The organism is Ruegeria sp. BK1, assembly GCF_056535645.1.
This window is the reverse complement of record NZ_JBQFIS010000001.1, coordinates 1,847,480-1,865,136: the sequence shown is the minus strand read 5'-3', so window position 1 is coordinate 1,865,136 and position 17,657 is coordinate 1,847,480. Positions and strand designations below refer to the sequence as shown.

16 protein-coding genes are annotated in these 17,657 nt (G+C 59.6%); 13 read left to right on the top strand and 3 right to left on the bottom strand.

The genetic code is table 11. The features are described 5' to 3' along the window. Positions 1-49: 49 nt before the first annotated feature. The 13 genes from tolQ (at position 50) to ACR3E7_RS09275 (ending at position 13,094) form a co-directional block, all read left to right on the top strand. Positions 50-745 carry a protein TolQ gene (tolQ, locus tag ACR3E7_RS09335; RefSeq protein WP_170769962.1) on the top strand — a complete coding sequence of 232 codons (696 nt, stop codon included), beginning with the start codon at positions 50-52 and terminating at the stop codon, positions 743-745. Position 746: 1 nt separating this feature from the next. Continuing rightward, positions 747-1,223, top strand: coding sequence for a protein TolR (gene tolR, locus ACR3E7_RS09330; protein ID WP_480502793.1), 477 nt, complete (start codon positions 747-749; stop codon positions 1,221-1,223). 9 nt (positions 1,224-1,232) lie between these two features. Beyond that, the gene (locus ACR3E7_RS09325; protein ID WP_480502792.1) at positions 1,233-2,339 is read left to right on the top strand and encodes an energy transducer TonB; all 1,107 of its coding nucleotides are present in this window, start codon (positions 1,233-1,235) and stop codon (positions 2,337-2,339) included. Continuing rightward, entirely contained in the window at positions 2,336-3,655 is a 1,320-nt protein-coding gene (gene tolB, locus ACR3E7_RS09320; protein ID WP_480502791.1) for a Tol-Pal system beta propeller repeat protein TolB, read from the top strand. The genes ACR3E7_RS09325 and tolB overlap by 4 nt, the downstream gene beginning before the upstream one ends. 87 nt (positions 3,656-3,742) lie before the next feature. Then, on the top strand, positions 3,743-4,255 hold the full coding sequence (gene pal / locus ACR3E7_RS09315) for a peptidoglycan-associated lipoprotein Pal (RefSeq protein WP_170769966.1): 513 nt from the start codon (positions 3,743-3,745) through the stop codon (positions 4,253-4,255). Between the two features lie 4 nt (positions 4,256-4,259). Next, on the top strand, positions 4,260-5,084 hold the full coding sequence (gene ybgF / locus ACR3E7_RS09310) for a tol-pal system protein YbgF (RefSeq protein ID WP_170770606.1): 825 nt from the start codon (positions 4,260-4,262) through the stop codon (positions 5,082-5,084). Then, positions 5,081-6,328, top strand: coding sequence for a tRNA lysidine(34) synthetase TilS (tilS, locus tag ACR3E7_RS09305; protein WP_480502790.1), 1,248 nt, complete (start codon positions 5,081-5,083; stop codon positions 6,326-6,328). The genes ybgF and tilS overlap by 4 nt, the downstream gene beginning before the upstream one ends. Before the next feature lie 76 nt (positions 6,329-6,404). Then, entirely contained in the window at positions 6,405-8,321 is a 1,917-nt protein-coding gene (gene ftsH / locus ACR3E7_RS09300) for an ATP-dependent zinc metalloprotease FtsH (RefSeq protein WP_170782882.1), read from the top strand. A gap of 90 nt (positions 8,322-8,411) precedes the next feature. Next, complete coding sequence (locus tag ACR3E7_RS09295) at positions 8,412-8,987, top strand: MOSC domain-containing protein (protein WP_480502789.1); 576 nt, start codon at positions 8,412-8,414, stop codon at positions 8,985-8,987. A gap of 186 nt (positions 8,988-9,173) precedes the next feature. Next, positions 9,174-10,850, top strand: a complete 1,677-nt coding sequence (locus ACR3E7_RS09290) for a formate--tetrahydrofolate ligase (protein ID WP_170769970.1) — start codon at positions 9,174-9,176, stop codon at positions 10,848-10,850. A 58-nt stretch (positions 10,851-10,908) separates the two neighbouring features. Beyond that, positions 10,909-11,214 carry a chorismate mutase gene (locus tag ACR3E7_RS09285; protein ID WP_170769971.1) on the top strand — a complete coding sequence of 102 codons (306 nt, stop codon included), beginning with the start codon at positions 10,909-10,911 and terminating at the stop codon, positions 11,212-11,214. 51 nt (positions 11,215-11,265) lie between these two features. Continuing rightward, positions 11,266-12,156, top strand: coding sequence for a bifunctional methylenetetrahydrofolate dehydrogenase/methenyltetrahydrofolate cyclohydrolase FolD (gene folD, locus ACR3E7_RS09280; RefSeq protein WP_170790388.1), 891 nt, complete (start codon positions 11,266-11,268; stop codon positions 12,154-12,156). Between the two features lie 200 nt (positions 12,157-12,356). After that, positions 12,357-13,094, top strand: coding sequence for a LytTR family DNA-binding domain-containing protein (locus ACR3E7_RS09275; RefSeq protein WP_480502788.1), 738 nt, complete (start codon positions 12,357-12,359; stop codon positions 13,092-13,094). 5 nt (positions 13,095-13,099) lie between these two features. Here the strand turns inward: ACR3E7_RS09275 and pdeM are convergent, their stop codons facing one another. From pdeM to ACR3E7_RS09260, 3 genes are read right to left on the bottom strand one after another with little or no spacing between them, the layout of a single operon-like run. Continuing rightward, a complete protein-coding gene (gene pdeM, locus ACR3E7_RS09270) occupies positions 13,100-13,762 on the bottom strand; it encodes a ligase-associated DNA damage response endonuclease PdeM (RefSeq protein WP_480502787.1) in 663 nt (220 codons plus the stop codon). Positions 13,763-13,806: 44 nt separating this feature from the next. Continuing rightward, entirely contained in the window at positions 13,807-16,215 is a 2,409-nt protein-coding gene (locus ACR3E7_RS09265) for a ligase-associated DNA damage response DEXH box helicase (protein WP_480502785.1), read from the bottom strand. A 39-nt stretch (positions 16,216-16,254) separates the two neighbouring features. Further along, positions 16,255-17,562, bottom strand: a complete 1,308-nt coding sequence (locus tag ACR3E7_RS09260) for an ATPase (protein ID WP_170769976.1) — start codon at positions 17,560-17,562, stop codon at positions 16,255-16,257. Positions 17,563-17,657 lie beyond the last annotated feature (95 nt).

The window sequence follows — 17,657 nt, the reverse complement described above, 5'->3', positions numbered from 1 at the left end:
AAACAAGGCCAAACGAACGGCCATCAGGCAAAAACTAAAGAGCAGGTTCATGGAAGCTGAAACGCTGGCGCTGGCGCAGGAGATCGACTTCTCCATGTGGGGGCTGTATGCCCGCGCGACCTTTATCGTCAAACTGGTGATGCTGATGCTGATCGGTGCGTCGATCTGGTCCTGGGGGATTATCATCCAGAAGATCATCAACTACCGGGCCGCGCGGCGTGAGGCGCAGGTGTTTGATGAGGCGTTCTGGTCAGGTAACCCCTTGGATGAGTTGTTTGAGCAGATCGGCACGCAGCCCGATGGCAGTTCCGAAAAAATTTTCGCTGCGGGCATGATCGAATGGCGTCGTTCACACCGCACCGATGGCGGGCTGATCGCGGGGGCCACGGCGCGGATTGACCGGTCAATGGATGTGGCCATCGCCAAAGAGTCCGAGACGCTGCAAAAGGGTCTGCCGGTCTTGGCGACGGTTGGCTCGACCGCGCCCTTTATCGGGCTGTTCGGCACGGTTTGGGGCATCATGAACGCCTTTATCGAGATTGCCGAACAACAAAACACCAATCTGGCGGTTGTAGCCCCCGGTATTGCCGAGGCTTTGCTGGCGACCGGTCTGGGCCTGTTGGCCGCGATCCCGGCGGTGATTTTCTACAATAAACTCAGCGCGGATAGTGACCGGATCGTGGGCGGCTATGAGGCCTTTGCAGACGAATTCGCCACCATCCTGTCGCGTCAGTTGGACAGCTAGGATGGGCGCTGCGGTTCAGCAAAGCTCGGGCAGCAATGGACGCAGACGCGGACGTCGTCGCGGTCGTGCCCAGCCAATGGCTGAGATCAACGTCACGCCCTTTGTGGATGTTATGTTGGTGTTGCTGATCATCTTCATGGTCGCCGCACCATTGTTGACTGTCGGGGTGCCGGTGGACCTGCCCAAGACGGCGGCCAGTGCATTGCCCGGTGATAATGAGGAACCTTTGACCGTGACGCTGACCGCAGATGGTCAGGTGCAGATTCAGACGACAGATGTTCAGCGTGAAGAATTGATTGGCAGATTGCGCGCCATCGCGTCCGAGCGCAGCAGTGACCGTGTGTTCCTGCGGGCGGATGGCTCGATCCCTTATGCGCAGGTAATGCAGGTAATGGGTGCGTTGAATGCGGGTGGGTTTTCCAATGTCGGTCTCGTCACCGACACGGGCGGTCCGACGCTTGACGAAGGTGGAGAGTGAGGCGGCACGGTGGATACCGGCACCAAGATCTCGGCGATTGCCCATGTCAGTTTGATCGGATGGGCCTTGTTCGGCGGCACGTTCCGGTCCGAACCTTTGCCGATGGCCGTGCAGGATGTCTCGGTGATCTCGGCTGAGCAATTTGCGGCAATGACCGCTCAGCGGGATGCGCCCGAGGTGACAACGCCTGCGGCCTTGCAGCAGCCTGACACGCCGGTTGAAGAGGTGACGCCGCCCGAGCCGGTCGAAGAAGATCAGACGGTGCCCGAGGTGTCGGAGCCATCCGAACCCGAGCCTGACCCGGTGCCCGAGGCGGTGGAACCGCCGCCCGAGCCGGTGGTAATCGAACAACCCCCAGCGCTTGAGCCGCCCGCGCCAGAGGTGGCCGCCTTGCCCGTGCCCCCCGGCCCCGAGGCGCAGCCGCGCCCGGCAGACAAGGTTGCGCCCGAACCCGTTGCACCGCCTCCGCCCGAGGCTGCACCCGATGACATTGAAACGCCCGCTGTGTCCTTGGAAGAAGGCGCCGAGATCCAGCAAGAGCAACAGGATCAGACCGCTCCCGAAGAGGCCACGGATGAGATCGTGACCGAGGCCGAGGAAGCCAGGGAATACGCGCCGCGCAGCTCTCCGCGCCCGCAGGTTCGGCCAAACCGTCCGACCCCTCCTGCGCAGTCTGAGGTGGCGGAAGCGCCTGAAACCGAGCCCGAGACGCCTGCACCCCAGCCTGCGGATGAAAGCGCCATCGAAGATGCGTTGGCCGAGGCGCTGGGGCAGGGCACAGAACCCTCTGGCCCGCCGCTGACCAGTGGTGAGAAAGATGCAATGCGTTTGGCAGTGTCCAAGTGCTGGAATGTAGGGTCGTTGTCGACCGACGCCTTGCAGACTGTGGTCGTTGTAGGGTTTTCGCTCACGCCGGATGGCAATGTGGTGGGCGGCAGCTTGCGTTTGATTGAAAGTTCAGGCGGTTCCGACGGCGCAGCAAGACAAGCCTATGAGGCCGCCAGACGCGCAATTCTGCGTTGCGGGGCAAAAGGATATGACCTGCCTGCTGACAAATACGCGCAATGGCAGGATATTGAGATTACATTCAATCCCGAGAGGATGCGGATCAAATGATGAGATTTCTGACCAGCCTGTTGCTCGGCCTGACGCTTCTGACAGCACCGGTTCATGCCCAGAACGGACCGCTGCGCTTGGAACTGGATCAGGGGATCATCGAACCCTTGCCCTTCGCGGTGCCCAGTTTCGTGCCCGACGGTCCCGCTGCGGCTCAGTACGCGCAAGATATCACACGGGTTGTTGCAGCGGACCTCACCGGCACAGGGCTGTTCCGCGAAATCTCGTCTGATGCATTTATCAGCCGGGTCAGCAGCTTTGAGGCGCCACTGCAATTTGCCGACTGGAAGGCGATCAATGCCGAGGCGCTTGTTACTGGGGCGGTAAATGTCTCGGGCAACCGGCTAACGGTCCGCTTCCGGGTATGGGATGTATTCTCCGGGCAAGAGCTTGGCAACGGGCTGCAGTTCGCAGGTACTACGGATGGCTGGCGGCGCATGGCGCATAAGGTGGCCGATCAGGTCTATAGCCGCGTGACGGGTGAGGGCGGTTATTTCGATAGTCGCGTGGCCTTCGTGTCGGAAAGTGGCCCCAAGGATCAGCGCCTGAAACGTCTGGCGATCATGGATTACGATGGTGCCAACGTGCAGTACTTGACCGACAGCGCCGCCATCGTTCTAGCCCCGCGCTTTTCGCCGACGGGTGACCGGCTGCTTTATACCAGCTATGAAACCGGCCAGCCACGCATCTATGTGTTGGATGTGGACCGCGTCCGCCGCACCGAGCTGAACACGCCCGGCGGCACGATGAGCTTTTCACCTCGTTTCTCGCCGGATGGACGCTCGATTGTCTATTCGCTGATTCAAGGGGGGAATACGGATCTTTGGAAAATGGATCTAGCCTCGGGGCAGAGCGTGCGTTTGACTAAAACGCCGGCGATTGAGACCGCGCCCAGCTATTCGCCAGATGGGTCGCAAATCGTGTTCGAAAGCGACCGCTCGGGCACGCCGCAACTGTATATCATGCCCGCAAATGGGGGTGAGGCGACGCGGATCAGTTTCGGTCAGGGGCGTTATGGTACGCCGGTCTGGTCCCCGCGGGGCGATCTGGTCGCTTTCACCAAGCAAAACAAAGGTCGGTTCCATATTGGCGTGATGCGCACCGATGGCAGCGAGGAACGGTTGCTGACTTCGTCCTTTCTGGACGAGGGGCCGACATGGTCGCCCAATGGTCGGGTGATTATGTTCACCCGTGAAACCCAAGGCGCCAGCGGTCGGGCGACGCTTTATTCGGTGGATATCTCGGGGCGCAACCTGCGCCCGGTGCGAACGCCAGATGGCGGCAGCGATCCGTCCTGGGGGCCTTTGCAGAATTGATCGCGGGGGCGGTCGGAAAAGTTCACAAGAAACCCGCGCTGTGATACACAGGCGGCAATAAACAGAAAACACAACGAGGCACTTGAAATGAACGTATTGGGCAAAGTGGTAGCTTTGGGCGTGCTAGGCATTCTGGCCGCCTGCACCAGCAACGATCCCTCGACATTAGGAGGCGGCCTTGGCGGCGGCGCAAATGGTGGTGGTCTGGCCGCAGGATCGCCCAGCGATCCGCGCTCACCTGCTTATTTCCAGCAGACCGTCGGCGACCGGGTTCTGTTTGCGATCGATCAGTCGACCCTTACACCGCAAGCGCAGACCGTTCTGCAGGGTCAGGCGGACTGGCTGTTGGCGAACCCCGATTTCGTGGCAACCATCGAGGGCCACGCAGATGAACAGGGCACTCGCGAATACAACCTTGCACTGGGCGCACGTCGGGCGAATGCGGCCCGCGAATACCTGATCTCGCGCGGGGTGGCGGGCAACCGTCTGACCACGGTCAGCTTTGGCAAGGAACGCCCGATCGAGATTTGCAGTACCGAGGATTGCTATTCCAAGAACCGCCGTGCGGTTACGGTGCTGACCGGCTCAACACTGGGGTAAGATGATGAAAGTTGCAGGATGGGTTCTGGCCGCGGTTTTGGCGACCGCCGGGGTGGCACAAGCACAGGATCAGCAGACCCTAGCCGATATCCGGCAGGAGTTGACCGTGTTGCATGTGGAAATCCAGCGTCTGAAACGTGAGTTTTCGACGACGGGGTCACCGTCACCCAACCTGTCCGGTAGTTCGGTGCTTGAACGCGTCGACGCCATCGAGGCCGAGTTGCAGCGCCTGACCCGTCAGACTGAGCAGTTGAACCAGCGGGTGCAGAATATCGTCACCGACGGCACCAACCGCATCGGCGATCTGGAGTTCCGTTTGGTTGAGTTGGAAGGCGGCGATCTGAGCACGCTGGGCGAAACCTCGACCCTTGGGGGGGAGACGCAGATTACGGCGGCTGCTCCGACAACGCCTGCTGCGCCCACGGCGATTGATCAGGGTGAGTTGGCGATAGGCGAACGCGCGGATTTCGACGCTGCCGCGCAAGCGCTGGCCGAGGGCAATTTTCAGGCCGCAGCCGACCAGTTTGCAAGCTTTGATACCTCATATCCCGGCAGCCCTCTTGCGCCCGAAGCTAACCTGAAGCGCGGGCAAGCGTTGGAAGGGTTGGGCGACACTCGCGAAGCGGCGCGTGCCTTTCTGGCCAGTTTCACCGGTGATTCCGAGGGGACTTTTGCGCCCGAGGCTTTGTTTGAGCTCGGCTCGGCCTTGGGTCGACTGGGACAAACCGATCAGGCTTGTATAACACTCAGCGAGGTTGGGGTGCGGTTCCCGGCATCCCCAGCGGCCTCTAGCGCGACACAGGAAATGGCGTCGCTGGGCTGTTCTTGACCACATTCCCCGACAAGTTGAAGGATGCGTTGCGCAGGCGACTGCCCGCGCAACTTCCTGCCCGCTTGGGGGTTGCAGTTTCAGGCGGCGGCGACTCGGTCGCTTTGCTGCACCTTCTTGCGGAGAACGCGCAGGGCGTTTCGCTGTACGTTGCAACGGTGGATCATGGATTGCGCCCTGAATCTCGCACTGAAGCCGATCGGGTTGCCGAAATGGCCCGAAACATGGGATTGCCCCATGAAGTGTTGCGGTGGACCGGATGGGATGGCAGCGGCAACTTGCAGGATCAAGCGCGGCAGGCCCGGTACAGGTTGCTGACCGACTGGGCCCGGCGCAATGATGTACCCGCTATCGCACTTGGTCACACTGCCGACGATCAGGCCGAAACCGTCCTGCTGCGGCTTGGTCGCGCGTCCGGCGTCACAGGCCTGTCTGGGATGCCTGCTGCGCGCGAGCTGAACGGGGTTCAACTGCTCAGACCGCTTTTGGATGTCACCCGACAGGAGTTGCGCGACTACCTGAATGCACACGGGTTGGACTGGATAGAAGACCCTTCGAATCACGACCTGCGCTTTGATCGGATCAAGGCACGTGAGGCTCTGGCAGGGTTGGAAGAGATCGGCATAACCGCCCGTTCCCTCAGCCGGGTGGCTGACAACCTTGCACAAGCGCGCGAGGCTTTGGACGTGTTTACGCAGGAAACCGCGCGTCAGGTTCTGCGGGCTGAGACGGGCGACATTTGCGTTGATCGCGCTGCCTTTGTGGCGCTGCCCAGCGAAATCCAACGGCGTCTGTTGGTGGGCAGTATCCAATGGATCGCGGGTGCAGGCTATCCGCCGCGGCAGATGGCGGTCGAACAGGCTCTGTCGGCTTTGCACCAAGCAGAAACAACCACAATCGGGGGATGTATGGTGGTTGCCAAGGACGAGAACACGTGGATTTGCAGGGAACTAGGGGCGATTTCCGTACAACCTTCCAAGCCGGGCGATTTGTGGGATAGCCGCTGGATCTTGACCGGTCCGCAAAGATCAGACGCGCAAGTCCGCCCATTGGCAGAGGCCGGGCTGCGGCAGTTGCCCGACTGGCGTGCTTTGGGAAAACCGCGCGCGGCGCTTGTGGCATCGCCCGCGATTTGGGCAGAAGACACGCTGCTGTCGGCGCCTTTGGCGGGTTTTTCCAATGGTTGGCGGGCGGAATTGGCGTCAGAAGTGCCCGAGTTGCACTCTTCTTTTTTATCGCATTGAACCTGCTTGAATCATCTCTATTTTATAGGGCAACCCGGCAGACCCCCATCTGCCGAAATCTTTTGGGAGATTTTCCTTGGGCAACGCTCGTAACATCGCCTTCTGGGTCGTTCTGTTTTTACTGATCCTAGCACTGTTCAATCTGTTCAGCGGACCTGGTGGAACGCTTCAGAGCAATGAAAGAACTTATTCCGATTTCGTCACAGCCGTTGAAAGCGGCGAGGTTAAGAATGTGACGCTGGATGGCGAACAGATTCGCTACACCACGCAAAGTGGTGCCAGCTATGTCACCATCAAACCCGGGGATGCCGAAGTCACCAAGCTGTTGATCGACGAGAACATCCCGGTGCGGGCGGAAAAACAGCAGCAGTCGGGCTTTCAGTCGTTCCTGATCACATTGCTGCCCTTCCTGCTGCTGATCGGTGTCTGGGTCTATTTCATGAACCGGATGCAAGGCGGCGGTAAAGGTGGCGCGATGGGTTTTGGCAAGTCCAAGGCCAAGATGCTGACCGAAAAGCATGGCCGAGTGACCTTTGACGACGTCGCCGGTATCGACGAGGCCAAGGAAGAGCTGGAGGAGATCGTCGAATTCCTGCGCAACCCGCAGAAATTCAGCCGTCTGGGCGGCAAGATCCCGAAAGGCGCTTTGCTGGTCGGCCCTCCGGGTACTGGTAAGACACTTCTGGCCCGTGCGATTGCAGGTGAGGCAGGCGTGCCCTTCTTCACAATCTCAGGATCGGACTTTGTCGAGATGTTCGTGGGTGTCGGTGCATCGCGTGTGCGCGACATGTTCGAACAGGCCAAGAAAAACGCGCCCTGTATCGTGTTCATCGACGAAATCGACGCCGTGGGCCGCCATCGTGGTGCGGGTTATGGCGGTGGCAACGATGAACGCGAACAAACGCTCAACCAGTTGCTGGTCGAGATGGACGGGTTTGAGGCCAATGAAGGCGTGATCATTCTGGCGGCCACTAACCGTAAGGACGTTCTGGACCCCGCGCTGCTGCGTCCGGGCCGGTTTGACCGCAACGTGACCGTCGGCAACCCTGACATCAAAGGTCGTGAGAAGATTTTGGGCGTGCATGCGCGCAAGACGCCTCTGGGCCCCGATGTTGACCTGCGCATCATTGCGCGGGGGACGCCGGGCTTCTCGGGTGCCGATCTGGCGAACCTTGTGAATGAGGCCGCGTTGATGGCCGCGCGTGTTGGTCGCCGCTTTGTCACCATGGAAGATTTCGAGAACGCCAAAGACAAGGTGATGATGGGGGCTGAGCGCCGCAGTATGGTGCTGACGCAAGACCAGAAGGAAAAGACAGCGTATCACGAGGCTGGTCACGCTGTGGTCGGTCTGGAATTGCCGCTGTGCGATCCGGTTTACAAGGCCACGATCATCCCGCGCGGTGGTGCATTGGGTATGGTGGTCTCACTGCCCGAAATGGACCGCTTGAACTATCACCGAGATGAGTGCGAACAAAAGCTGGCCATGACCATGGCCGGTAAGGCCGCCGAAGTCATCAAATACGGTGAGGATCATGTGTCGAACGGTCCCGCTGGCGATATCATGCAGGCCAGCCAATTGGCGCGTGCGATGGTGATGCGCTGGGGCATGTCGGACAAAGTCGGCAATATCGACTATGCCGAGGCGCATGAAGGCTATCAGGGCAACACTGCTGGTTTCTCGGTTTCTGCCCATACCAAGGAGCTGATCGAGGAAGAGGTGAAGCGCCTGATCCAGCAAGGATATGAGCGTGCCCACAAGATTCTGACCGACAAAAACGAAGAATGGGAACGCTTGGCGCAAGGCCTGCTGGAATACGAGACCCTGACCGGTGACGAGATCAAGCGCGTGATGAACGGCGACTCTCCGACCGAAGGTGACGACGAAGGCGATAGCCCTGACGAGGGCAACGCGCCCAGCGTTACGGCCATTCCGAAGACCAAGGTCAAGAAAACTCCGCCCGATGGCGGGATGGAGCCAGAACCGACCGCGTAACAGCAAAAACCCGAGCTAAGGCTCGGGTTTTCTTTTCTTTCCGACATGCCTGCCGTCTAGTGCCCGTGAAAAGCTGTAAAGGGGATGATTATGCCGGTCATGCGCGAAACGGAATTCATGGGCGAAGTGGTCTGGTTGGGCCATGTACCGGCTGGTCGGTCCATCCGTGCCGACTCCGTACCCGCTTTGTCGCTGGGTTTTGCAGGTGTCGCCGGAGAGCGGCATGAGGGCGAAAACCGCGCTTCATGTGTGCGGATGACGAACCTTTATCCCAAAGGCACAGAAATCCGAAATGTGCGGCAACTCTCGGTGCTGTCTGAAGAGGAGATGCAGGCAACTGCTACCGAGATGGGGCTTGAAACGCTGGACGCGTCCTACCTGGGGGTCAGCATCCTTTTGCGCGGTATTCCTGACTTTACCCATATCCCGCCTTCGTCGCGTCTGCAGGGGCCGGATGGAGTAACGATCACGGTGGATATGGAAAACCGCCCTTGCGTGATTCCCGGCCGCGAGGTCGAGGCCGATTTGCCCGGCCATGGTGCCGCGTTCAAGCCCGCAGCCAAGGGGCGGCGTGGGGTGACTGCATGGGTTGAAAGGCCCGGAGCGCTACATCTGGGTGACCAGCTAAAGCTGTTCGTCCCCGATCAGCGCGCTTGGGCACCTTAAGACACAGGATTTCCGATGGGAAACGATCAAGCTTACGTTACGCGACCCCCTAAGTGACGCTACGCCGTTTCACGGCGTGATTATGTCGGAATCCATATCCATCGCTTTGGTACACAATTGTATGGATTGATCAGCACCGGGCTATTTGCGCCGGTTTGCAAGGCATTCAATCAGGGATCTTGCCCAATGAGCTACAAATCCGACATCGAAATCGCCCGCGAAGCGAATAAGAAACCGATTCAGGAAATCGGTGCCAAGATCGGCATCGAATCCGCCGATCTGCTGCCTTATGGCCACGACAAGGCAAAGGTCAGCCAGGACTTCATCAACTCGGTTCAGGACCGTGAAGACGGCAAGCTGATCCTTGTCACCGCGATCAACCCGACCCCTGCGGGTGAAGGCAAGACCACCACCACCGTGGGTCTGGGCGACGGCCTGAACCGCATCGGCAAAAACGCGATGATCTGTATCCGCGAAGCCTCGCTTGGCCCGAACTTCGGCATGAAGGGCGGCGCTGCAGGTGGCGGTTACGCGCAGGTTGTTCCGATGGAGGAAATGAACCTGCACTTCACCGGTGACTTCCATGCCATCACCTCGGCCCACTCGCTGCTGTCGGCGATGATCGACAACCACATCTATTGGGGCAACGAGTGTGACATCGACATCCGTCGCGTTGCATGGCGTCGTGTGGTCGACATGAACGACCGCGCTCTGCGTCAGATCACCGCCTCGCTGGGCGGCGTGTCGAACGGTTTCCCGCGTGAAGCTGGCTTTGACATCACCGTGGCGTCGGAAGTTATGGCGATCCTGTGCCTGGCCAACGACCTGAAAGACCTGGAAAAGCGCCTGGGCGACATCATCGTTGCTTACCGCCGCGACAAGACCCCGGTCTATTGCCGCGACATCAAAGCCGAAGGCGCAATGACCGTTCTGCTGAAAGACGCAATGCAGCCGAACCTGGTACAGACGCTGGAAAACAACCCGGCCTTCGTCCATGGCGGCCCGTTCGCAAACATCGCGCACGGCTGTAACTCGGTCATCGCGACCAAGACCGCGCTGAAAGTTGCTGACTATGTCGTGACCGAAGCAGGCTTTGGAGCCGACCTGGGTGCCGAGAAGTTCATGAACATCAAGTGCCGCAAGGCGGGCATTGCTCCGTCGGCAGTGGTGCTGGTTGCCACCGTGCGCGCAATGAAGATGAACGGCGGCGTTGCCAAGGCCGATCTGGGTGCCGAAAACGTCGACGCGGTTCAGTCCGGCTGCGCCAACCTGGGCCGTCACATCGAGAACGTGAAGTCCTTCGGTGTTCCGGTCGTTGTCGCTATCAACCACTTCGTCACCGACACCGATGCCGAAGTTGATGCGGTCAAGAAATATTGCGCCGATCACGGAGTCGAAGCGGTTCTGTCACGTCACTGGGAACTGGGCTCGGAAGGCTCGGCGCCGCTGGCCGAAAAAGTCGTGGAAATCGTCGAAGGTGGCACTGCTAACTTCGCGCCGATCTACCCCGATGACATGCCGTTGTTCGAGAAGGTTGAAACCATCGCCAAGCGCATCTACCGCGCCGATGAGGTTCTGGCCGACAACAAAATCCGTAACCAACTGCGCGAGTGGGAAGACGCGGGCTATGGCAACCTGCCGGTCTGCATGGCGAAAACCCAGTACTCGTTCTCGACCGATCCGACCCTGCGCGGTGCGCCCACCGGCCACTCGGTCCCGGTGCGTGAAGTCCGCCTGTCCGCTGGTGCCGGCTTCATCGTGGTTGTCTGTGGAGAGATCATGACCATGCCTGGCCTGCCGCGTAAACCTGCTGCGGAAACCATCTGCCTTAACGACGCAGGTGAGATCGAAGGCTTGTTCTAAGCCGGTTTTTGAACCATCTCATGGTCCGGGGATATCCCCGGTCCATGAGGAGATCGCTATGCCCACTCTGACACCTCCGCAAGACTGTCATTCTATGCAGGAATTGCGGGTTCAGATCGATAAGCTGGACCGCCAACTGATCGAGATGTTGGTGACGCGCGCAGGTTACATCGACCGCGCCACGCAGCTTAAACCGGCCGAAGGGCTGCCAGCCCGTATCCCGGATCGTGTTGAAGAAGTGGTGCAGCGGGTACGCGACAGCTCGGATGCGTTGGGTATGGATCCTGATCTGGCCGAGCAGTTGTGGCGCATTTTGATTGACTGGTCGATTGCGCGTGAGGAGCGCGTTCTTGGGCCGGAATGAATGACCGGGCGCTTTGCGCCCGATCCGTTTTTGGAAAGAAGGGATCACAGGATGGTAGCCCAGGTTATCGACGGTAAGGCCTTTGCAGCGAATGTGCGTGCACAAGTGGCTGATCAGGTTGCAAAGTTGAAAGAGGAAAACGGTATCACGCCCGGTCTGGCCGTGGTTCTGGTGGGCGAGGATCCGGCCAGCCAGGTTTATGTCCGCTCAAAGGGCAAGCAGACCGTCGAGGTCGGCATGAACTCGTACGAGCACAAGCTGGACGCCGAGACCTCGGAAGAAGACCTGCTGGCACTGATCGACAAGCTAAACAACGATCCGGCCGTGCACGGCATTCTGGTGCAGCTGCCGCTGCCCAAGCACCTGAACGAAGATCTGGTGATCAACTCGATCGACCCGGCCAAGGATGTGGATGGCTTCCACATCTCGAACGTGGGTCTGTTGGGCACCGGCCAGAAGTCGATGGTGCCTTGCACGCCGCTGGGCTGTCTGATGATGCTGCGCGACCACCACGGCTCTCTGTCGGGTATGGACGCTGTTGTGATCGGTCGTTCGAACATCGTGGGTAAGCCGATGGCGCAACTGCTGCTGGGCGATAGCTGCACCGTGACCATCGCGCATAGCCGCACCAAAGACCTGCCGGACGTCGTGCGCCGCGCCGACATCGTTGTCGCCGCTGTGGGCCGCCCCGAAATGGTGCCGGGCGACTGGATCAAGGAAGGTGCGACTGTCATCGACGTGGGCATCAACCGCATTGAGCGTGACGGCAAGAACAAGCTGGTCGGAGACGTCGACTACGCCAGCGCCGCTGAGCGCGCAGGCGCGATCACGCCGGTTCCGGGTGGCGTAGGTCCGATGACCATCGCCTGCCTGCTGGCCAACACTCTGACAGCGTGCTGCCGCGCGAATGGCCTGCCCGAGCCCGAGGGGCTGACGGCTTGACCTGAATTTTTACTTAGGGCGAATAGAAAAGGCCGTGGAGTTCATCGACTCTTCGGCCTCTTTCGCGATTCATTGTGGAAATATTAAATTTGCACGGTCAGGCTTTTTCGTGGAAGGAAACGGTGATAAATCAGTAATCCCAGCTGGTTACGACCTAGGTCGATGGATTGGCCGGGGCCGGGGGGATTTGCAGAGCCAATATGAAGACCATACTGAACTCAATTCTGGCCGAGTTTACTTTGCGCCGAGTGATCGCGGGTTTCGTTTTTCTGCCTTTGTTGGCTTTTGCGCTCCAACCTTTCCCTGAACTAAGCCTGCCATTCCTGTCGCGTCTGGTGTTCTGGTCCGGTGTCACGGCTTTGGCCATCGCGGCAACATGGGCTGCGCGGAGGATCAGCTGCAACTGGTTCAGAAAGTTAGAATTGTCGCGGCGTGATCTGGCGGTAATTCCGGTAATATTGGTGCTGTTCCTTCCCTGCTTATGGGTGATGGTCTGGCTGCTCTTCGCCGCGCAGGGAGCTCAGTCGCCCGGATTTTTGCCGGTTGCCTCTTATGGGGCTTTGTTCGCGACCGGGCTTTTGATGACGCGCAGCCCCATGCCCGAAGCGCCGGAAAAGATTGCTGTTCAACCCCGTCTGACACGACGCTTGCCTAAGGGGTTTTCTGGACAGATCCACCGATTGGCGGTGCGGGACCATTCCGTGGATGTCGTGACATCAGAGGGTACATTTACCATCCGGTCACGGCTTTCAGATGCGATTGACGAGATGGAGCCTGTCCTTGGGTATTGTACCCATCGGTCGCATTGGGTAGTTGGCAGCGCCATTGCTGGTGTCGAAAAACATGGTGGCAAGACGTTTCTGCGCCTTGAAAATGGCGACCTGGTTCCGATCAGCCGCAAGTACAAGCCCATGCTGGAAGAGCAAGGGATTGTCTGAATTCGCTATCTCGGCATAGGGACCATTTGGGGGTGTGTCCCGATCAAAATGGCCATTGCGTCAACCCCCATTAGTTCGGACACAGCAGCCTGTGTGCTGCGAAGACCGCCGGTATAGGTGCCATAGGCGGGCAGGATCAGGCGGCGTTTGTCCAGCAGAAATGCGGGGCGCGAGATTGACCGTCCTCGTAGTTTTAGCCGCACCTTGGGATGGTAGTGGCCCGAGATTTCGGTCTTTCCGTCAGGGTGCGCGATATGGCGGAAGGTCAGGCCCGAAACTGAATGCTCGGCCAGATGCGCGCCGCCCAGATCGACCGGTCCGGGGTCGTGATTGCCTTCGATCCAAATCCAGCGGCGACCGGCTTGCGAGGCTGCGATCTGCAATCTTTCGGCTTCGTTCAGGCCCTGCGTCGAGTCCAGGTCGTCAAAGCTGTCTCCTAAGCAAATTACCGTATCGGCCTGCGTGTGGGCGATGTCCGAGGAAAGCCGCGCCAAGGTGTCCCGGTTTTCATAGGGCGGTAAAGTCAGGCCGGATCGGCGCGCCAGACGCTCTGACTTGCCCAGATGCAGGTCAGACACGCAAAGCAGGCTTTGTTCGGGCCACCAAAGCGCCCCGCTCCCCAAAGCGCGCAGCGTATGCCCCGCAAAGGTGAATGTCAGATCGTTCATGATACGTTCTTTGCGGGTTTTCTGCGGCGCTGCAAGCGGATTCGCTATGGTGCCAACCCTGCTTCTTGCAACAGCCGCGCGCTTTCTTCGGCTAAAAGCCGCTCCTCGGCAGCGCCCTTGACGGGGACTTTGCCGACCTCGAGAAACAGGGGCGCGGCCAGCGGTGAGACGCTATCCAACCGCAACAGGTCGATGCGGTTGCCGATCCGTGCAATCATGTCCTCGATCCGGCCAAAGTCGACCAGACCGCGCATCGCCTCTTCGCGGGTGATCTGCATCAGCAGGTGGTCGGGGTCGTATTTTAGCAACGTGTCATACAGAATGTCTGAGGAAAACGTCGCCTGCCGCCCGCTTTTGCGCTGCCCGCCGGTGTTGCGCTCGATCAGTCCCGCAATGGTCGCCGAGCTGCGGAAGGTGCGTTTCATCACGGCATTGCCCGCCAGCCACGTGTCCACTCCATCGCGCAGCGTCTCGGCCTGAAACAGGGGGCGCGGGTCGGTGACGGCGTCCAACCCCCAGATCAGGGTGGCATAGTCGGTGGCGACAAACCCCAGCGGCGCAAGGCCGGTTTCCTCCATCCGTTTGGTCAGCAACAAACCCAGCGTTTGCTGCGCATTGCGCCCGGCAAACCCGTAAACACACAGATGTTCGCGCCCGTCCGAGGGGAAGCTTTCGATCAGTAGACGCTCACGGCTGGGAAGGCGTGAAACCTGCCGTTGCAGGGCTAGCCAGTCCGCCGTGTGCGAGGGCAGTTGTGGCCAGTCCGGTTGGGCAAACATACGCAGAATACGGTCGCTAAGCTGCGTCGAGGTGGCAAACTTCGTGCCCGAGAACACAGCGACTTTTGGCTTGCGATCCGCGCGTCGGCTGACCTCAACCGTCATGTCGCGCAGGCCTTCGTAACGCACGATCTGACCGCCGATCAGAAACGTGTCACCGGGGGTGAGCGTGGCGGCAAAGGCCTCTTCAACCTCGCCCAGCGGTTTGCCGCCGCGATTGCGTTTCAGCCGAACTTTCAGCGTGTCGGTGTCCTGAATAGTTCCCAAGTTCATACGGATGCGCTGCGCCGCGCGTGGATCGCGCAACTGCCACATGCCATCGGGGCGTCGTTGCAGCCGCTGCCAACGGTCATAAGCGCGCAGGGCGTATCCTCCGGTGGCGCAGAACTCCAGACAATCATTGAATTGCAGGCGGGACAGATCGGCGAACGGTCCGGCGGCCACCATTTCCGAATAAAGCGCATCCGCATCAAACGGGCCTGCCGCCGCCGCGATCAGGATATGCTGACACAGCACATCGCGAGGTCCTGCGCCGCGCGGTTCCCCGTCCAAATCATGGGCTCGTGCAGCTTCGAGTGCTGCGACGCATTCCACCACCTCGAACCGGTTTGCGGGCACCAGCAGAGCCTTCGAGGGCGCGTTGTAGCGGTGATTGGCGCGCCCGATCCGCTGAACCAGACGTTTGACATTCTTGGGCGCACCGATCTGGATCACAAGGTCCACGTCGCCCCAGTCGATGCCCAGATCCAACGAACCGGTACACACAATCGCGCGCAAATCGCCCCGCACCATTGCGGCCTCGACCCGTTCACGCTGTTGCCGATCCAGACTGCCGTGGTGGATGCCAATGGGCAGGGCGTCTTCATTGGCGAGCCACAGGTTATGAAAGAAAACCTCGGCCTGCGCGCGGGTATTGTGAAAGATCAGCGTTGTTTTGTGCTCTTTGATCTGTTTCAGAACCGCAGGAATGGCATAGGCGGCCCCGCCGCCGGACCACGGCGGCAGCTCCTGGGTTTCAAGCATCTGAATGTCGGGGTCTGGTCCGGGGTCGGCCTGTACGATTTGGCAGGGGTCGGGGTGCCGGGCCAGAAACCGGGCGATGGAGTCCGGGTCCTCGACCGTAGCAGATAGCCCCACACGCCGCATAGTCGGGCCGAGTGTTTGCAGCCGCGCCAGCGCCAGCATCAACTGATCTCCCCGCTTGCTTTCGGCCAGCGCGTGAATCTCATCAACGATCACACGCTGTACCCCGTGAAACATGCGTTGCGCGTCTTCGTATGAGGTCAACAGAGCCAGGCTTTCCGGCGTGGTTAGTAGGATATGCGGAGGGTCCACCCGTTGGCGTTTCTTCTGCGTGGCCGAAGTGTCACCTGTGCGGTCCTCGATGCGGATGGGCAGGCCGATCTCATCCGCTGGGCCCCGCAGGTTGCGCCGGATATCCGCCGCCAGCGCCTTGAGCGGCGAGACATAGATCGTATGCAGACCCTCTGGAGCACTTTCGGACAGTTCGGCCAATGTCGGCAGAAACCCGGCCATCGTCTTGCCGCCACCCGTGGGCGCGATCAGCAACGTTGCCGGGTCCATGGCCCGGTCGAACATATCTAGTTGGTGGGGATGGATCGACCAGCCTTTGGTCGTGAACCAGTCGGTGATCCGGGCGGGAATCGGCGTCATGGCCGTATGATGGCCCGCCCGGCGTCAGAATGGCAGGGGTTAGTGAACGATCTTTTCTTCTTTGACGAACATGTTGGCCCAGGCGCGGTCGATCAGGTCGGGGCTCATCTGATAGGGGATGCCTTCGAATTCGCAGATCGAGATCATCTGGTCGATCAGGAAGATCGGCTGATAATTGGCGTAGATATTGTTGATGGTCGGGTATTTGACCTTCAACAGATGCACCAAAGCCGCTTCATCCAGTGGCATGCCGCGTTTGCGGGCGACCATGGCGAAAATTTTCAGGAAGTTTTCCTGGTTAGGACCGTCGATCTTGATCTTAAAGAAGATCCGGCGCAAGGCCGCTTGGTCGAAAATCTCATTCGGGTGGAAGTTGGTCGAAAAGATCACCAGCGTGTCAAAAGGCACCTCGAATTTCTCGCCCGATTGCAGACCAAGGATATCCTTGCTTTCTTCCAGCGGAACAATCCAGCGGTTGATCAATGCCTGGGGTGGCTCGGCCTGACGGCCAAGGTCGTCCACGATAAAGATGCCGCCGGTCGATTTCAGCTGCAGCGGGGCCTGATAGGTCCGCGCGGTGGGGTTGTAGACTAAGTCCAGCATGCTGAGCGACAATTCACCACCGGTCACAACGGTCGGACGCTCGCACTGCACATAGCGGGTGTCGAACCGTTTGCGGCGGCGCAGGCTGTTGGGGTCGTCAGCCTCTTGTTCGATCGCCGTGTGTACGATCGGGTCATAAACGGTGATCACTTGACCGGCATATTCGATGGCGCGGGGAACATACACGCTGTCCCCCAACGCATCGCGAATCCCGTTCGAAATCGAGGATTTACCATTGCCGGGCGGTCCATACATCAGGATCGAGCGACCCGCGCTGACCGCAGGTCCAAGGTGATCCAACAGGCTGTCGGGCAGAACCAGATGGCCCATAGCACCGGTTAGCTGATCGCGTGTCACCTGAATATTGCGGATCGACTGGCGCTTGACCTGTTCGCGGTACACGTCCAGCGGAACCGGCATCGCGCCAAAGTATTCCGACTGGCTAAGCGCATCCAGCGCCCGCGCCTTACCGGCATCGGTCAACTGGTAACCCATCTCATTGCCGCTATTGGCGTTCAGCGTACCTGTCGCCTCAAGCAATTTTTGTTCGCGTGAGATATCGATCAATTCCTGTGTTACCGCACCGGGCAGGCAAATCGCTTCGGCCACTTCCGAAACGGTGTCTACGTTCTTGCGGAACATCGTTTTCAACAGAATGTCCCGCATCATCACGATCGGAAGCCGCATTTCACCCAGCCCTTTGGGGGCAGGAGGGGCCATGACCGAGGTTGTCTGCATATTCATGAGCGTCGCCCGTCTATCCAGTATTCACGCCAAAAGCCCCCACGGGGCCGCTTGGTAGAAAAACTGGCCTTGCTTTGTGGCAGTACCAAGGCATC